The organism is Parendozoicomonas sp. 2304DJ65-17, assembly GCF_058148445.1.
Map to the genome: position 1 here is coordinate 1,009,407 of NZ_JBYVJV010000001.1, position 16,163 is coordinate 1,025,569.

At 46.8% G+C, this 16,163-nt stretch carries 13 protein-coding genes and 1 pseudogene; 8 read left to right on the forward strand and 6 right to left on the reverse strand.

Annotated elements, in window-relative coordinates; translation table 11 throughout:
• Positions 1-124: 124 nt before the first annotated feature.
• Positions 125-1,321, reverse strand: a complete 1,197-nt coding sequence (locus ACY2RR_RS04610) for a bifunctional alpha/beta hydrolase/OsmC family protein (protein WP_490106971.1) — start codon at positions 1,319-1,321, stop codon at positions 125-127.
• Positions 1,322-1,912: 591 nt separating this feature from the next.
• Here ACY2RR_RS04610 and ACY2RR_RS04615 point away from each other — a divergent pair.
• The 3 genes from ACY2RR_RS04615 to ACY2RR_RS04625 are packed head-to-tail and all read left to right on the forward strand — an operon-like array spanning position 1,913 to position 5,587.
• Positions 1,913-2,746, forward strand: a complete 834-nt coding sequence (locus ACY2RR_RS04615) for a hypothetical protein (protein ID WP_490106972.1) — start codon at positions 1,913-1,915, stop codon at positions 2,744-2,746.
• Positions 2,747-2,769: 23 nt separating this feature from the next.
• The gene (locus ACY2RR_RS04620; protein WP_490106973.1) at positions 2,770-3,681 is read left to right on the forward strand and encodes a glycosyltransferase family 2 protein; all 912 of its coding nucleotides are present in this window, start codon (positions 2,770-2,772) and stop codon (positions 3,679-3,681) included.
• A gap of 55 nt (positions 3,682-3,736) precedes the next feature.
• Complete coding sequence (locus ACY2RR_RS04625; protein WP_490106974.1) at positions 3,737-5,587, forward strand: phophatidylserine decarboxylase associated domain-containing protein; 1,851 nt, start codon at positions 3,737-3,739, stop codon at positions 5,585-5,587.
• A gap of 109 nt (positions 5,588-5,696) precedes the next feature.
• Here the strand turns inward: ACY2RR_RS04625 and ACY2RR_RS04630 are convergent, their stop codons facing one another.
• From ACY2RR_RS04630 to ACY2RR_RS04640, 3 genes are all read right to left on the reverse strand, one after another.
• Positions 5,697-6,848, reverse strand: a complete 1,152-nt coding sequence (locus tag ACY2RR_RS04630) for a 5-(carboxyamino)imidazole ribonucleotide synthase (protein ID WP_490106975.1) — start codon at positions 6,846-6,848, stop codon at positions 5,697-5,699.
• Positions 6,849-6,886: 38 nt separating this feature from the next.
• Positions 6,887-7,369, reverse strand: coding sequence for a 5-(carboxyamino)imidazole ribonucleotide mutase (gene purE, locus ACY2RR_RS04635; protein ID WP_490106976.1), 483 nt, complete (start codon positions 7,367-7,369; stop codon positions 6,887-6,889).
• A 305-nt stretch (positions 7,370-7,674) separates the two neighbouring features.
• The gene (locus ACY2RR_RS04640) at positions 7,675-8,253 is read right to left on the reverse strand and encodes a uracil-DNA glycosylase family protein (RefSeq protein WP_490106977.1); all 579 of its coding nucleotides are present in this window, start codon (positions 8,251-8,253) and stop codon (positions 7,675-7,677) included.
• Positions 8,254-8,461: 208 nt separating this feature from the next.
• Here ACY2RR_RS04640 and ACY2RR_RS04645 point away from each other — a divergent pair, with 208 nt between their 5' ends.
• From ACY2RR_RS04645 to ACY2RR_RS04660, 4 genes are read left to right on the forward strand one after another with little or no spacing between them, the layout of a single operon-like run.
• Entirely contained in the window at positions 8,462-9,562 is a 1,101-nt protein-coding gene (locus tag ACY2RR_RS04645; RefSeq protein WP_490106978.1) for an efflux RND transporter periplasmic adaptor subunit, read from the forward strand.
• A gap of 2 nt (positions 9,563-9,564) precedes the next feature.
• Positions 9,565-12,627 carry an efflux RND transporter permease subunit gene (locus tag ACY2RR_RS04650; protein WP_490106979.1) on the forward strand — a complete coding sequence of 1,021 codons (3,063 nt, stop codon included), beginning with the start codon at positions 9,565-9,567 and terminating at the stop codon, positions 12,625-12,627.
• Complete coding sequence (locus ACY2RR_RS04655) at positions 12,608-13,246, forward strand: MBL fold metallo-hydrolase (RefSeq protein WP_490106980.1); 639 nt, start codon at positions 12,608-12,610, stop codon at positions 13,244-13,246. Before ACY2RR_RS04650 ends, ACY2RR_RS04655 begins: the two co-directional genes overlap by 20 nt.
• A 53-nt stretch (positions 13,247-13,299) precedes the next feature.
• Positions 13,300-14,178, forward strand: coding sequence for a LysR family transcriptional regulator (locus tag ACY2RR_RS04660; protein ID WP_490106981.1), 879 nt, complete (start codon positions 13,300-13,302; stop codon positions 14,176-14,178).
• Between the two features lie 62 nt (positions 14,179-14,240).
• Here ACY2RR_RS04660 and ACY2RR_RS04665 read toward each other — a convergent pair whose 3' ends face one another.
• Positions 14,241-15,500: an ATP-binding cassette domain-containing protein gene (locus ACY2RR_RS04665; RefSeq protein WP_490107053.1), complete on the reverse strand. Its 1,260-nt coding sequence runs from the start codon at positions 15,498-15,500 to the stop codon at positions 14,241-14,243.
• A gap of 81 nt (positions 15,501-15,581) precedes the next feature.
• Positions 15,582-15,983 (reverse strand): annotated as a pseudogene (locus ACY2RR_RS04670) (ATP-binding cassette domain-containing protein); the annotation flags it as partial.
• Between the two features lie 29 nt (positions 15,984-16,012).
• Here ACY2RR_RS04670 and ACY2RR_RS04675 point away from each other — a divergent pair.
• Positions 16,013-16,162 carry a hypothetical protein gene (locus ACY2RR_RS04675; RefSeq protein ID WP_490106982.1) on the forward strand — a complete coding sequence of 50 codons (150 nt, stop codon included), beginning with the start codon at positions 16,013-16,015 and terminating at the stop codon, positions 16,160-16,162.
• Position 16,163: the final 1 nt, after the last annotated feature.

Below are 16,163 nucleotides of genomic sequence, written 5' to 3' on the forward strand. Positions count from 1 at the left end.
TATATTCGAAAACGGGGCACATTTCTTCAAGATTTAGCATGGGTTCATACGGAATGGCTTTCATCATTCACTTGCCCAACACTTAACGGAGAAAGCACCGGCTTTGAAGAACTTGATATAGAAACTACATGAGCTGAGTTTTCACTTTTACCCCCTTATGAAGGGTCTTATGAACAGGGCATTTATCAGCGATGCGTAACAGGTTTGTCCGTTGCTCTTCAGACAAATCTCCCGTTATTGTCAGTTGCCGTTCAATAACTTCAATGGCTTCACCCTGATTTTCACAATCTGAGCAATCTTCTATGTAGTCCCTGCGATGACTCAGCAGCACCTTTACATGATCTAAAGGCAAGCCTTTATGTTTTGCATACATTCGTAAAGTCATCGCGGTACAGGCACCTAATCCGGCAAGAAGGTGCTCATAAGGATCAGGGCCAACATTATTACCACCGACAGAAATCGGTTCGTCCGCCAGCCAGTAATGGCTGTTACTGCTGACGTGCTGAGAGAAAACATGGTTTTTCTCTTCTACAAGAACATGCCCCTTATCAACTGTCTGGGTATATGTCTCTTCCTGAGGTAAGTAACGGCTAATCCAGGAAGAAATAACTTCTGCCGCGTACTCCGCATCCTGCTTACGTGTTAAAAGATGATCCGCATCATCCAGAGAGATAAAGCTCTTAGGGTGGCGAGCTTCCTTGTAAATTTTCTCGGCCTCGGTAATAGCAACTGTATTATCGAGCGGAGAATGCATAACTAGCAGAGCTTTTTTCATATTGCTGATATCACGCTGCTGGTTTGCCAGATCATCCAGAAACTGTTTCTTGATCACAAACTTCCGTGAACCAAGGCTGACTTCCGCCTCGCCACTCTCTTCTATGGTATCCAGTGAAGCTGAGAAATTATGAGATACATGCTCAGCCTGATGGGGCGCGCCAATAGTCACGACAGCTTTTACCTCAGGAACCTCAGAAGCCATGCCCAAAACAGCCGCGCCTCCCAGGCTATGCCCAATAAGCAGAGCAGGTGCCTGATAATCCTTTCGCAGAAAATCAGCCGCCGCCATTAAATCCTGCATATTTGATGAGAAGTTAGTATTGGCAAAATCACCATCGCTGTTACCAAGCCCTGTAAAATCAAAGCGAAGCACTGCAATTCCCTTGCTTGTCAGGGCACGGGAAATACGGGAGGCCGCCGCTATATCCTTTCCACAGGTAAAACAGTGAGCGAACAGTGCATAACAGCGAATCGAGGATTCAGGGGTTTCCAACATTCCGGCCAGAGTCAGACCGTTGCTTTCAAACTTAACCTTTGTACGCATGTCGATAACCTGTAGGGGCGCTAGAAAGAGTACATATTCACTATAACTGTAATGTATGAACTGTCTTCAGGACAAAATGGTGGAACAGTAAGTAGCTCATACACCATCGCACAACTTGCTCTATGGCTATTGCAATAGCTGGCAATGACAATACACCCTGGACTTAGGCTGGCCTTTATAATTAAAGGTTGCACTTTTTTGCTAAATTTCACTGATGCATTCGATAGATAATAGATACAAAAACTATCTTAAAGGCCGATCAGTGCATTGATAAATCATGCCTACAAGAGTTATTTGCAAATAAAATGACTATTTAGTGAAGTTTACATTACAACAATGTTGGATAGGTTGTCTCACAGCACGTTTTTTTTCATTAAACCGACGAATCGATATTTAATTCACCAAACCAAAATTAATTTATAAATACAGAATCACCACTTAAATAAAATATATTTTCAACAAATTTGCAAAGCATTCATTCACACCAATAGAATGTCATTGTCGGATAAACAAATTTGTAGTTTTTATGAAGTATATATACAGGATGTATTTGTGAATCAGTGACATACCCTTAAAGCAAGGAGATTGGCAGTGACACCTCTGTACTTTCATATTGAACGATTATTCAGTGATGTAGACAACCCACTAATTCTATCGTCTTTAAAAGATGCTTTTTCAAAATCGGAAGATGCCATCGAAACGATAGAAGCATCTTTTAATCTATTCACTTCCCAACAACAGCCTCAAGAAATTATGGCTAGTTTTTTTCATAACTGGAGTATGACAAATAACAGTGCAGTAGGACTGTCTGGTTTCTGCAATAGATTAACAATGCATTGGAAGCAACACGGTCAGGAAAAACACCAGAGTGATTATCTTGCCGTTCTGTCACACCTAAATCGGGTCAGCGATGAAGACCTGGCTGCCACTGGCGGCATTTTGCATTTCGATCTGTATTACCGAATGGCAACAACCATCTGTGGATCAGATGACTGGTTATCCCGCCGTCATCTTTTAGAAGATGGTAAAAAGTACAAGCAGTGGAAAGATTACCAGATGCTTAAAGACAAGGATCTGTTTGTTGGCCTTCTTACAACGTTAATTCATGAAATTTACACCCATGGAGAAGTTGAGTTTATTCTGCCATTGTTCCGCCGCTGGCTAGCCAGCACATCCAACCTTTCCACCAGAGAACAACAACACTGCCTTACCTGGATAGCCTGCCATTGTAGCGGGACCGAGCGAGATCATTTTAATGAAGCCCTGGGTGCAGTTGCCCCCTTAGAGAAACTGCTGGAAACAACTATTTCCAACTACGACCTGACAAGTATTTTCTGTCGTTACCTTGAACATAAAGCTGGAGTAATGGCGGCACTCACAGAGCAGATGAAAGCTGGCATGCCATTTGTAGAAGATGCTGTCTGAGCGAAAAAGGGAGTCATACTACTGTGAGTTTACGATTTTCAATTATTATTCCATTGTTTAACAAAGCTGCTTATGTAGAGCGAGCACTGGCTTCGGTATTCCAACAGAAAACCTTGCCTGCAGAGCTCATTATTGTGAACGATGCCAGCACGGACAATAGTGAAACCATAGCTTCTCGTTATATAAGCCAGCACGCCCCCCAACCTATAACCATCACGCAACTTTCAAATAATCAAAACCTGGGGCCTGGTGCCAGCAGGAATAGAGGTATGAGAGAAGCCACCGGTGACTGGTTGATTTTTCTGGATGCTGATGATGAGTTTGAACCTGAACTACTGAGCCATATTCATGAGTTAGCTATCAAAGATATGGCCAGACTGGTAGTTTTTGGGTTTACGACATGGCCATCCAGCCAGATCAAGCCCGAGTTCCAGAAATATCCGAAATGGCTTGAACGACAGAGTGAAGGCATTTACCAGATTAACCCACCACTGGGGTTTGTATCGGACATTCACTTTCCCGTAGGGCCTGGCAGTAATGTCGCCGTGCAAAAAGATGCCCTGGATGGGCTGGCTTATGATGAATCAGCCAAGGTGTATGAAGGCATCAGCTTCTGGTTTCGGGTCATTCAAGGAATTGATCGCTCCAATGGAAAGGTCTTCTTGTTGCAGGGACCATTTCATAATGTGCATCAATTACCAGACAGTCTTATCAGAAAGCCACTCAGCTTAAAGGAAGTTGAAAAGCCTGGTTTACTTAATCGCTATCGCAATAGCCAGGACCCTGATGAACGGCGCGTATTCAGAAGAATTGCCTTTATGTGGTTTATGAATACCTGGTCCCGCCTCACCAGTTTTCAACACAAGTTAGCTTTCTCATTAAAAAACTCTTCCCTGTTACCAACAGTTTTTAGTTTTTGGTGGTATCAACGGTAGGTATCTCATTCACCCTCGCCCCGGCGGCTAAATAAAACTTAAGAAGAATAAGATTATGAAGAAATCAAAACCTCAGACTCCTATCAGCGTTATCCATGAGCAAATGGATAACAATCCCCACTATCCATTTAATGTACTTAGTGGGTGGATGCCTCACCCAAACAGCCCGAGCCTTAAAAAGTTTGTACACAAGATCATGAATGCTGAGCCAAAGCCTTATGCAAAGTCCATTCAGGATCTTGATAATTTCATTTCGAATAACGATATAGTTCTCTATCTGGTCAACGACGCTTGCCAGCAAAATGAGAATATTCTCGTCTCTCCCTGGGAGGTTGAGTCAGAACTTGAAGAACAAGCCGGTGACACTTCAGGTGATGGCCCCTGGGAAAATCCGGACTACACACCGGTACCCAGAATTGCCAGCAAAACAGATCTATTGAATGCCTTTAACGCTGTTTTGACTGAGGCACCACAGTATGTCGACAATGATCTGGTGGGCCTGCCTTTTTCTGCTATTGTGGTTGGAATAGATCCAACACAAAGCGGTATGACACTGTTCCGTCTGCCTCAATTCAATGAACAGATGAAAGCCGTTCTGGATGAATGGCATCAATTCCTGGCATCTCCCCAGTCCAATACAGTTTTCAGTGTGGACGGACAGAATTGGCTATCACCAGAAGCCAAAAAACAATATCAGTTTGAAATATGGAAGAAAGACAATCAGACACTGCCTTACTGGAACAATTGGGACAGCTTTTTCACTCGCGAGTTTTTAAACCCTGAAGAAGCCCGACCTATTGCAGAAAAAGACAACAACCGAGTTGTTGTGAGTGCCAACGATGGTTCACTCTTCCGTTGGGATGACAACATCGCTCCTAAAGATGTCTACTGGTTCAAAGATATGCAGTACTCACTGGAAGATATCCTTACTACCAGTTACCCGGCTCTTCAGTCCTCCACAGATAAAGACGATCAGGATAAAACAGACCCGATCAAAGATCATAATCTGCTCGAGCGGTTTACCGGGGGATCTATTTTTCAGACTTATCTGAACCCCTATAACTTCCACCGCTGGTGGTGCCCTGTTAATGGCACTGTGCTCTTTGACCCCATAAATATTGAGGGATGTTATTTCAACAAGCTGGTTATTCCTGACCTGGGTGGCGCAACAACAGCCTCTCTTCCCTATCTCGTTCAGGTTAACGCCCGTGGTCTGATGGTGATCAAGACTCCAGACTATGGCTATGTTTGCTGTATTCCTCTTGGGATGAGTGAAGTTTCAACCATCGTTTTTGATCAGGCTATGAAAGGAGGAGCTTCTGTAACTAAGGGTCAGCAAATGGGGTGGTTCCGGTATGGAGGTTCATCCTATGTGATGATTTTCCAGAAGCTGCCTGGTAAGAAGTTGCTGTTCCAGAATGGGACTGGTGATGTTTATGAGAAACATCCAGTTCTGCCGAAAAGCAGCGCCAGCACAGGCTCTAATGTCACTAATATTGGTGCACAGATTGGCGTATGGGTTGACGTTGATACGCAGGTGCTTGCAAACAAACCATGGCAGGATGCTGGTTATGTCAACGAGGATAAACAATACAGCATTCACTACGTTGGCGGGCAGTGGACGGCGAATCCAAATATCAATGATGGCCTGCTGTACGATGCCGCAGGAACGGCCATTTCAGCACCTGATGGTTACCCAATGCCGCAAGAGAACGAAGGCGCACTCATTGCCCGTATTGGCCGCAACCCTCCATTCATTGTTGGAAATGGCCCAGTCACTACTCCAGCCAACCAAACCGGTCAACTTCAGCTCTGTATAAACGATGATCTAAGAGGTCAATTTGGAGCTGGCCTGTCCGACAACGAGGGTTATGTCACAGTAAGTATTACTGAAATGAATTCCTAAAAAGCAAAAACCCACGCTGTTTCAACATCATCTTTGAAGTTGAACAGCGTGGGTAGTCTTCAGTAAAGCACTCAGAAATTTAGAAAATGCCTTTCAAATCTCTGAATACTCACCCTAGCCACTGTTGGCGAACACTTTCCAGTCGCTCAGCCAGCTCTTCCTGGTTAGTTGCCAGAACATTTACATGGCCGATCTTTCTACCCGGGCGAGACGTTTTCCCATACCAGTGCAAAAAGTGATCAGGTTGAACCAGCTCCGTTGGCGGAGTTGTATCATCTGAAAGAGTTTTGCCCAGCAGGTTATACATGCCAGCTACGCCATAATGTTTTGTGCTGCCTAAAGGCAAATTGGCGATAGCACGAACATGGTTTTCAAACTGGCTGGTATCCGCACCGTCCATTGTCCAGTGGCCACTGTTATGAACCCGTGGAGCCAGTTCATTAACGATCAAATCATCACCCAGTACAAAGCACTCTATTGTCAAAACGCCCACGTAACCGGTTTCTTCCAACAAAGTAGCGATATAGCTTTCCGCTTTGGCTTTGATGACATCAGAAAGCTTTGGAGCAGGAACTATGGATGAATGAAGAATACCGCCCTGATGAACATTCTCTCCGGGAATATAGGAGACAATGGAACCATCAACATTGCGAGCGCCAATCACAGAAATTTCACGCTCAAATGGAATTTTCTTTTCAACAATCCACTCAAGCACTCCATGCTTATGCTGGGCTTCACCTTTGAGGATCAGTTTCCGGTCTTCTTCAAAAGCGGCAATCTGATCAGCAGTATCAATCACCCACTGATTATGGCCGTCATAACCATCTTCTGTAGATTTCACCACAACGGGCAGACCGCCAATAGATTCAATAGCATCCGCCAGTGACTCTTCATCCTGAATGCGCGCCCAGGGAGAAGTTGCCAGACCAGATTCTTTAACCAGAGTTTTTTCCCGATGACGATTCTGGATTTTCCAAACCACATCGGGATCAGGGTAAACAGGGCAAAAGTTCTTCAGCTCTTTCATCAGAGCCACATCAACAGCTTCGCGCTCAATAGTGATTGCATCTGGCTGGCCGAGAGTTTGATACATCTCCTGAGCAGACATACCATCAACAATCGTTACTACATCACCAAGCCCTGAGATGCAGGCGGTTGATTCCCCCTGATCCGCAAGGAAGCTGAAATCAATTCCCATGTTCCAGCCGGACAGAGCCAGCATTCTGGACAGTTGCCCACAACCTATAATCGAAATTCGCATGACGAGGTCACTTCTACCCAACTGTTAGAAAGATTCTGTTACTCAACGTCTTCAGGTACTTGCTCAGTCTGGCGGGCACGCCAGTCAATCAATCTCTTAGTGAGATATTCATCGGAAGTCGCAAGAATCTGTGCGGCCATCAAGCCCGCATTCGCAGCTCCGGCATCGCCAATTGCCTGAGTAGCTACAGCCACACCTTTTGGCATTTGCGCAATAGAAAGCAGGCTGTCTACACCGCTGAGAGTCCGGCTCTGAACAGGCACGGCAACCACTGGCAGGTGAGTCATAGCAGCGACCATACCGGGTAAGTGCGCAGCACCACCGGCACCGGCAATAATTACCTTGCAACCTTTATCAGCAGCAGTTTTGGAAAAGTCGACCAGACGATCAGGAGTGCGGTGAGCAGACACCACCTTGGCAACATAAGGAACCTGCAGTTGATCCAGTATCTCTGCAGCCTTTTTCATGGTGGGCCAGTCAGATTGAGAGCCCATTACAATATGAACCAAAGCCGTTGTCATTTAATAGTCCTGCTTTGCTCTTAGAGAGAACGGTAAAAATCTCGAGTCGGGGATTCTATCAGGTTTCTTTTAATTTGGTGTGGTTCTTTTGACGTGGTAATCAAAGCTTAAACGCTGCTGATTTATGAACATCGTCATAAGTTTACTTACACCCTCGATTTGTTAATTATTAATTACAATGCAACCACACTAACTATTTGATTTTAAGGCAATTAAAAATCTGTTAGCTCATAAAGCGTTCTTCTGATTGTGTCACCAGTTACAGAGCAATAGTTATAGTTCATTATTCCGGGAAACGTTCCCGGTTAACCCAGCATTTCCCTAATATGTCTCCCCAGTTCTGGAACAAGCTCCTCTTCAAACCAAGGATTACGGCGCAACCAGAGATTATTACGAGGGCTTGGATGAGGCAGCGGAACTTTATCCGGCCAATAACTGCGCCATGACTGCACAAGCTCTGTAACAGTCGAATGACCTTTCCCAAAGTGGTAAGCCTGTGCGTACTGCCCCAGCACCAGAGTTGTTTTCAAATTCGGCAACTGTTCAAGCAAACGTGTCCGCCAGGATTCTGCACATTCGGGGCGAGGAGGAAGATCGCCGGATTTTCCCGTTCCCGGATAGCAAAAACCCATGGGAATAATGGCGAACAGCTCCGGGTTATAGAACTGCTCGCGGGCCACTCCCAGCCAGTCCCGCAAACGATCTCCACTTGGATCATTAAAAGGCAGGCCTGTTTCGTGAACTTTTCTTCCCGGAGCCTGCCCGGCAATCAAAATCTTCGCTGAAGGGTGAAATTGCAGAACGGGTCTGGGCCCCATTGGCAGATGCTCTGCACACAGTGTGCAGGCATGTACTTCATCAAGTAACTCAGACCAGTCTTTCATTTCAGGCGCCTCAAGACTTACAACAAGGTAACTATCACGAGATTTGATAGTAATTAACTTTTCTTACTCTGGCATGCCATTAAGGTATAGGGCGCTGACTTCTCCGACAGGAGGCAACTTATGAAGCCCTATCTCTCTCCCTGCCAGCTCCGGTTAACGCAGGGCACACAATAACGACAGTCTGTATAGATAAAACTCGAGAGTTTTAATGAAAAATTTACGACGCTGGATGATCTTTATGATCATCATGGCAGGGGGAGGCTTTGCCCTCTACTACCTGAAGTTTTATAACACTGGCGCTGAATACGCTGCTGCCGGTTATGAACCTTCACAAGCCGTTCACCCTGTAACAGCCACCAAACAGGCTTTTCAGGAAGAAGTCATTGTTACCGGCGAAGTTGTGCCTATACAGCAGGTTACTCTTGCTAACGAGCTTGCCGGAAAAATCTCTCGGGTTAACTTTGCGTCTGGCGATATTGTTGAGCAAGGCCAGATATTGCTGGAGATTGATCACAGAGAAGAGCAGGCTCGACTGATTGCCGCAGAAGCCAAGCTGCACATTGCAACCAAAACACTTGCGCGTTATCAGGCTTTACTGAAACAGAATCGCATCAGCCGTGAGCAAGTGGATATTGCAGAGTCTGATCTGCGTCAGGCCCAGTCTGATGTTGCTGTTCTGAAAAACACAATCGACCGTAAAATTCTCAAAGCACCTTTTGAAGCCAGAGTCTCTATTCATGACCTTGAAGAGGGTCAATACCTGAATGCTGGTGCAACCGTTGTCACTCTTGTCGGTGTGCAGAACAGTTTCTGGGTTGATTTCGAGCTGCCACAAATCTACCCCCATCGCGCTTTGGAGACTCGGGTTTCTATATACCCGGTTGGCCAGGAATCAACGTCATACCGCGGTAGCATTGCTTCTATTGATCCCCTGTTAGCCGAAAATACCCGCACCCTGAAGTACCGCGCCAAAGTTACTGTTTCTCAAAACAACGGTGAAGCTCTGCTGAAACCAAACACTCTGGTAAAAGTCACTGTTCCTGTTGAACAGGAGCGTCAGGTGATTACCGTACCTGAACTGGCTGTTCTTCAGGATCAAACAACCAGCTATGTGTATCTTCTGGCACCTGAAGGAGAAGGCACCTTTCGGGCAGTGAAACAACCTGTTGTTCTGGAAGATAGGCACGGTGAAACCGCTGTTATCACTGACGGGCTAGAGCCTGGACAAACAATTGCTGGCCGTGGTGCGTTCAAACTTTACGAAGGCGCACTGGTTACATCTGCCGCTGACCAGCAGCAGGGGTGGTGACTATGGAGCTTTTTGTTCGTCGCCCGATTCTGGCTGTTGTTCTCTCTGTATTGATCTGCCTTGCAGGCCTGTGGGGTGTTCGTAATATTCCTGTTCTGCAGTTTCCGGAAATTGAAAGTTCCAACCTGCAGATCACCACCAACTACACCGGCGCCTCCGCCAGCGTAGTGAAAGGTTTTATCAGTGAACCAATCGAGCGCATAGCCAACACTATTCCTGGTGTTGATTATGTTGAATCCAAAAGTACCGCTGGCACCAGTGTTGTTACTGTCTGGCTCAAGCTGAATGAAGACAGCAACAGAGCTATGACTGAATTGTCTACCCGTTTAAGCCAGATCAGTTTTGAACTGCCTGAGGGTGCCGAAGACCCTGCCATCGCCATTACCCGCGCAGATCGCCCGTTCTCTATCTTTGTGCTGGATGTTCATGCACCCGATATGGATCTGACGACGATGACAGATTTTCTCAGTCGTCAGGTCACACCGGTTATCAGCAATATCGAAGGGGTTCTTAAAACTGAGATTCTCGGTGCTCACAAGCCAAGCATGAGAATATGGCTGGATCTGGACAAGCTGGCGCTCTATAACCTCAGCGCTCAGGAAGTCTTTGATGCTCTGAAAGCCAACAATGCCATTTCCACACTGGGTTATGCGGAGAACAGTCGACAGAAGATAGATTTGGTGGCCGACTCTCTTCTGACAACGGCCTATGAATTTTCTAACCTGATCGTTCAACAAAAAGGCCGGGATGTTGTTTACCTGAAAGACGTTGCCAGAGTGGAAGCTGGTTCTGAAGAGCCTACCTCTGCGGCACGACTCAATCAGCAGGACACCTTGTACCTTTCCGTTTGGTCGCAGCCTGGTTCCAACGAAATACAAATTGCTAACCGTCTTTTTGATCTACTGGATAGAATCAACCCAACTCTTCCCGGCGGCATGAAAATAAAGGTGGCTTATGATGCCACCAACTACATGCGTGACGCGCTGAAAGAGATTTTCACCACTTTGGTTGAAACCGTAATTCTGGTGGGCATTGTAATTATTGCCTTGATGGGTTCTTTCCGAACAGCCCTGGTTCCACTGATCACCATTCCCATTTCAATACTGGGCGCTGTGGGTGCAATGGTTGCCTTAGGCTTTTCTTTGAATCTGCTCACTGTGCTGGCAATTGTATTGTCAGTTGGCCTGGTTGTTGACGACGCTATTGTGGTTGTTGAAAACGTTGCCCGATTAATGCGCGAAGGTATGTCCCGTACACGGGCGGCATTGGTCAGCTCTAAACAACTGTTGGTGCCGATCACTGCCATGACCCTGACTCTGGCAGCCGTTTATGCCCCGATTGGTTTCCTCTCTGGCCTTACCGGTGCCCTGTTCCGGGAATTCGCCTTCACTCTGGCAACGGCAGTAATGATCTCCGGTCTGGTGGCTGTCACTCTTTCTCCTATTATGAGTGCCAGAGTTTCCCCTGAGGGCGGCCGCGAAGGTTGGTTTACCGTAAAAATTAATAATGGTTTCGCCCGTTTACAGCAAGGGTATCGCACCCTTCTTCTGCGCTTGTTTGGCTGGAAGTGGCAAATACTCGCTGGCTCTCTGGTTATTACCGGACTTGCTATGCCCTTCTATCAACAATCAGCCAGCGAACTGGCTCCGGTTGAAGATCAAAGCCATATTTTGTTGATCATGCAGGCGCCACCCGATGCATCGCTGCAATATAACGTCGACAGCGTGAAGCCTGTTGTCGATACCCTGCTCTCGATGGATAAAACCGAACTCATGTGGCAATCCCTTGAAGCTGGCGGCGGGTTTAGCGGGCTGGAGTTTCTTCCTACGAATGAAAGAGATTTCTCCACCCGTGAAGCGATGGGAGAAGTATTTGGCCGTGTTTCCGGAATAAGCGGTCTTGGGGTTCTGCCTATTCTTATGCCGCCTTTGCCAACAGCAGGGCAGTACGATGTGGAACTGGTGGTTCGCTCAACAGCACCTTTCGAAGAGATGAAAGGTTATGCGGATATGCTGATCTGGAAATCCTACGAGAGCGGTCAGTTCCTTTATGCCGACACTGATCTGAAGATCGATGTTCCCCGGGCAGAACTCAAGTTAGACCGGGATAGCATTGCCGATCTGGGCATGACTGTGGCGGATGTCAGCGATCAACTCTCGGTGTATATGTCCACCAACTTTGTTAACCATTATGACGACCGAGGCAAAGCCTATCGGGTTATTCCAGTCGTCAACGACGACTACCGTAGCAATCCAGAAAAGTTGCTGGATCTTTATATCAAATCTCCCGACGGCGTTTATGTGCAAGTGCGTTCCCTTGCCACTTTGAATTGGCAAACCGCTCCACGCAGCCTGGGAACCTTTGGTCAGCAGAATGCTTTTCGCATTTATGGAGCAACCGCGGAAGGTGTCACCAAAGAGCAGGCTCTGGCCACACTTGAGCTGTTGGTCAAAGGTATACTTCCAGCGTCTTATACTGTGGATTACGCCGGTGAATCTCGGGAACTACGCCGTGATGGCAATACTCTGCTCACGGTTCTGGCTGTTTCATTATTGATGGTTTATCTGGTTCTGGTCGTACAGTTCAACAGCTTCCGTGATCCTCTTGTCATACTTCTGGGCTGTGTACCTCTGGCACTGAGTGGTGCTTTGTTGTTGTCCTGGCTGGAACTGACAACCATCAACATATATTCACAGATTGGCTTGATAACATTGGTTGGCCTGATTGCCAAAAACGGTATTTTGATTGTTGAGTTTGCCAACCACATGCAGGAACAGGGTATGAACAGGCTGGAAGCTGTGATTGAAGCGGCAAGCACTCGGCTTCGTCCTATCCTGATGACCACAGCAGCCACTGTTCTTGGCCACTTTCCTCTCGTTCTTGTAACTGGTGCCGGCGCCGAAGCCCGCAATAGCATCGGCATTATTCTGGTGGCAGGTATGATGATTGGCACAGTGTTCACACTGTTTGTGTTGCCAATGTTCTACACCCTGCTGGCCGAAAAACGTTCTTCTGTCTCAGATGAAGTTCCTGAAGGAGACAATCATGAAGCAGCTCCAGCCTGATCTATGGCAAACCGCGATTTATCAATCCGGGACGCTAAGTTCCTATGCCTACCTGCTTACCCGACCGGAGGGCAATGTACTGTTCTACAACACAGCAGATAAAGCAGAGCTGGATCACATCGAAGAGTTGGGAGGCATTCGTTATCAACTGATCACTCATCGGGATGAGGCCACACCTTCTCTTAAAAGGGTCAGGGAGCGGTTCAACTCTCAACTGGGGTATTGTGCTTTAGAAATTCCAGCGATAGAGAAGTACTGCCTGCCTGATATAACTTTTGAACCCGTTGATCAGGAGTTGGAAGATATTCAGGTGTTGTTTACTCCTGGCCATACCAATGGAAGTATCTGCTTTTTCTATCGGTCACCTCATGGCAAAAGCTACCTGTTCACAGGCGATACTTTCTTTCGCTGGGAAGACCGCTGGACGACGTTTATTCTGGGGCAGTTTGGCGGCAGTAAAGAGAGTATGATTCAAAGCTTGAACAAGCTAAAAGGTTTAGCGCCTGATATTGTTATGAGCAGTGGCTGTGTGAATGCTCCCAGTTTAATGGAAGTTACGCCTGAAGGCTGGAGACAGGCGTTAGACCGTGAACAAGATAAGCTGCAGCCAAGCCATTGATCTGGCTTTCATAACTATCGTTTCCACTATTTAAACCTGCTTGTCTTAACGATATGTACAACCTTGAGCAAATAACAATGTTTGTCGCAGCAGCCGAATCCGGTTCTTTCTCGGCTGCTGCGAGAAAGCTGCAAAAAGTACAATCAGCTATCAGTCAGGGCATTTCAAACCTGGAAATTGATGTTGGTGTTGAGTTATTTGATCGCTCTACCCGTAAGCCAACATTAACGCCAAAAGGGGAAAAGCTACTCATCCACGCAAAAGCCATTCTCAATCAGGTAGATGAATTCAATGCAACTGCACAGGCTGTAGAGGCTGATATTGAAACAACAATCTCGATTGTGGTTGACCGTGGACTTCTACTTCCGGAATTACTCACTGCTTTTGAGGAGTTCAGCAAGGAATTTCCAACTACGTCTCTGGAAGTTATTGTTCAGGGAACCCCTGACATCATTCCTATTTTGAGGAATAAACGTGCGGATATCGGGATTATGTTTGCTGAGATGGAGGTTCAGCATGATATTGAATACTGCTTTCTAGGGAATTTACCCTTCACTCCTATCTGCAGCCCCGGGCATGAACTGGCCAGCTATTCGTCCCTTGAGCAGACACAGCTCATTGACCACCGCCAACTCAGTCTTATCGGTGTAAATGAACAAGAGATAATTCACTGCCCTGCAATAGCAAAAGCTATCTGGCAATCCAACGATATGCAGGCGCTCGCGTTAATGGTTCAGCAAGGGCTTGGCTGGGCTTACCTGCCTACCTCTCTGGTTCGAGGGGCTATCAACCAAGGGCTGTTACATGAACTGCCGATACGCATCGAACATACTCCCTGGACAGCTCCTGTCCTGCGAGTGAATTTCAGACGGGACACTTCAGGCCCAGCGTTCAGCTGGTTGACCAATAGAATTAATGGCTTGCTTAAGTGAAACCCTGCCCATTTCTGATGGGTTGCGATGATGCAGCAACAAGTGCTGCATCATCACTTTTTCTACATACCCAGCTGAGTATTGATCTGAGCGATCCCTTCTCGCCATAGCTGTTGCAGCTTAGGTTTCTGACGCTTTTCCTTTTGCCTTAGATCAGCTTCCAGCCTTGCTTCCAACTCTATAAGTTTGGAGAGCAGAACATCCTCATCGGTTGGCAAAGAGCTTTCTTCAAGTTGATGTAATCCTTCCTTAAAAACATGCTCTTCTGCGTTCTGATCCACTCCCAAAGCTTCGTACAACTTTTCGATATCAAGCCATTCTTCAAGGTGCCCGTTATCCACCAGCCAAAAACGATTACAGCTGTTTTCGATAAGATCACGGTCATGGCTGACCAGCACAAACCCACCTTTAAACTGCTGTAAAGTTTCAGCCAGCTCTTCCTTTCCTTCCAAGTCCAGATGGTTGGTTGGCTCGTCCAGGAACAACAGATGATAGTTAGCCAGAGTCAGGCCAATAAACAGTATGCGGGAGCGTTCACCGCCGCTTAACTCTTTCACCTTCTGGTTATGGCGCAGATAAGGGAAACCAGCGCTGATCAAAGACATTTTACGTCGTTCATCTGGCAGAGGCGCGAAATGCCTTAACGCTTCCAGCAGAGTATCTTCATCATTTAGCTGCTGAAGACTCTGATCGTAGTAACCAAGCTCACACCGTGGATGAAAAACCATACCTGATCCACTGACAGACCCTTCGCTAAGCCGGTGAAACTCCGCCCACAGCATGCGCAACAGGGAAGATTTACCACAGCCATTCTTGCCAACAATGGCTACCCGGTCACCGCTCTTTATCTGTTGGTCGAGAGTGTGGAATAGCTTTGGAGCATCTGGTGCCGGGGTCACATCCAGCCCGGAAAGACTCAACAACCTGTTGGCTTTCAAAGCTTCGCCTTTCAGCTCCAGTTTCCACGGCGTACCCGCTGAGAGTTCGGTTTGTTCCTCTTTCAAACGGTCAACGCGCTTTTCCATATTCTTGGCTTTTCGGGAAAGGTCTTCGTTGTCGTACACCTTGCCCCAGATCGCTAAACGCTTTGCGCTCTTTTCAATCCGATCAATTTCCTTTTGTTCAGACTGAAAGCGCTGTTTATCCGCTTCATCCTGTTCAGCCAAAGCCTTTCTGGCTGCAGAACAAGGTAAGCGGAAAAACTGCAGGGTTTTATCCCGGAGAATCCAGGTGCAGTTGGTGACGTTATCCAGAAGACGCTGGTCGTGAGATACCAGAACAAAGCTGCCCTTCCAGTTTTTCAGAAAACCTTCCAACCACATCAGTGTTGGCAAATCCAAGTGGTTACTGGGTTCATCCAACAGCAACAGATCAGGCTGTTTGATCAATGCACGGGCCAACAGTAAACGAGTGTGCTGACCACCACTCAGTGTTCCGGCAGTTAAGCCCCAATGCTGATTTTCAAAACCCATTTCCACCAGCAGCAGTTCCGCCCGCCATTGCTCGGCATCACGAATATTTTTAGAGAGCTGTGCAGTAACGGCATCCAGCATGGAAACGTTATGCAGTTGTTCCGGCAGATGCTGTTCAACCCGTTCAATCAGACAGTGTGATGCTCAGGTTACCGCGCCGGATGCAGGTTGAATCAACCCACTTAACAGTTTTAGAAGTGTACTTTTGCCGCAGCCGTTATGACCGACCAAACCAATGCGGTCAGCTTTTCTCAGGGTGAAGTTAATCTCTTCGAGGAGAGAGCCTGAAGCTACGTCGTAAGATACAGATTGTGCAGATAGTAAAGTGCTCATTACTTACTCAAGATTTACAGGCACTGCTGATGTTCAGCAGAAAATGCCTGGCGTCAAACACCGCTGACGACAACCCGGTAAGCCAGAGAGAAGATGAGACTCTTGCCTATTTTTTGAAAAAACTTCGCTCAAGCAGAGGTTATCGCAGCACGATACCGGTAAAGCTTGAGCAGGGCTGAT

What these genes read in the sequence shown, in the direction of transcription:
- ACY2RR_RS04645 (WP_490106978.1), top strand. Translation starts at nt 8,462, where the DNA reads ATGAAAAATTTACGACGCTGGATGATCTTTATGATCATCATGGCAGGG.
- ACY2RR_RS04625 (WP_490106974.1), top strand. Translation starts at nt 3,737, where the DNA reads ATGAAGAAATCAAAACCTCAGACTCCTATCAGCGTTATCCATGAGCAA.
- ACY2RR_RS04630 (WP_490106975.1), bottom strand. Translation starts at nt 6,848, where the DNA reads ATGCGAATTTCGATTATAGGTTGTGGGCAACTGTCCAGAATGCTGGCT.
- ACY2RR_RS04665 (WP_490107053.1), bottom strand. Translation starts at nt 15,500, where the DNA reads ATGTGGTTGGAAGGTTTTCTGAAAAACTGGAAGGGCAGCTTTGTTCTG.
- ACY2RR_RS04650 (WP_490106979.1), top strand. Translation starts at nt 9,565, where the DNA reads ATGGAGCTTTTTGTTCGTCGCCCGATTCTGGCTGTTGTTCTCTCTGTA.
- ACY2RR_RS04660 (WP_490106981.1), top strand. Translation starts at nt 13,300, where the DNA reads ATGTACAACCTTGAGCAAATAACAATGTTTGTCGCAGCAGCCGAATCC.
- ACY2RR_RS04675 (WP_490106982.1), top strand. Translation starts at nt 16,013, where the DNA reads ATGTTCAGCAGAAAATGCCTGGCGTCAAACACCGCTGACGACAACCCG.
- ACY2RR_RS04610 (WP_490106971.1), bottom strand. Translation starts at nt 1,321, where the DNA reads ATGCGTACAAAGGTTAAGTTTGAAAGCAACGGTCTGACTCTGGCCGGA.
- purE (WP_490106976.1), bottom strand. Translation starts at nt 7,369, where the DNA reads ATGACAACGGCTTTGGTTCATATTGTAATGGGCTCTCAATCTGACTGG.
- ACY2RR_RS04640 (WP_490106977.1), bottom strand. Translation starts at nt 8,253, where the DNA reads ATGAAAGACTGGTCTGAGTTACTTGATGAAGTACATGCCTGCACACTG.
- ACY2RR_RS04655 (WP_490106980.1), top strand. Translation starts at nt 12,608, where the DNA reads ATGAAGCAGCTCCAGCCTGATCTATGGCAAACCGCGATTTATCAATCC.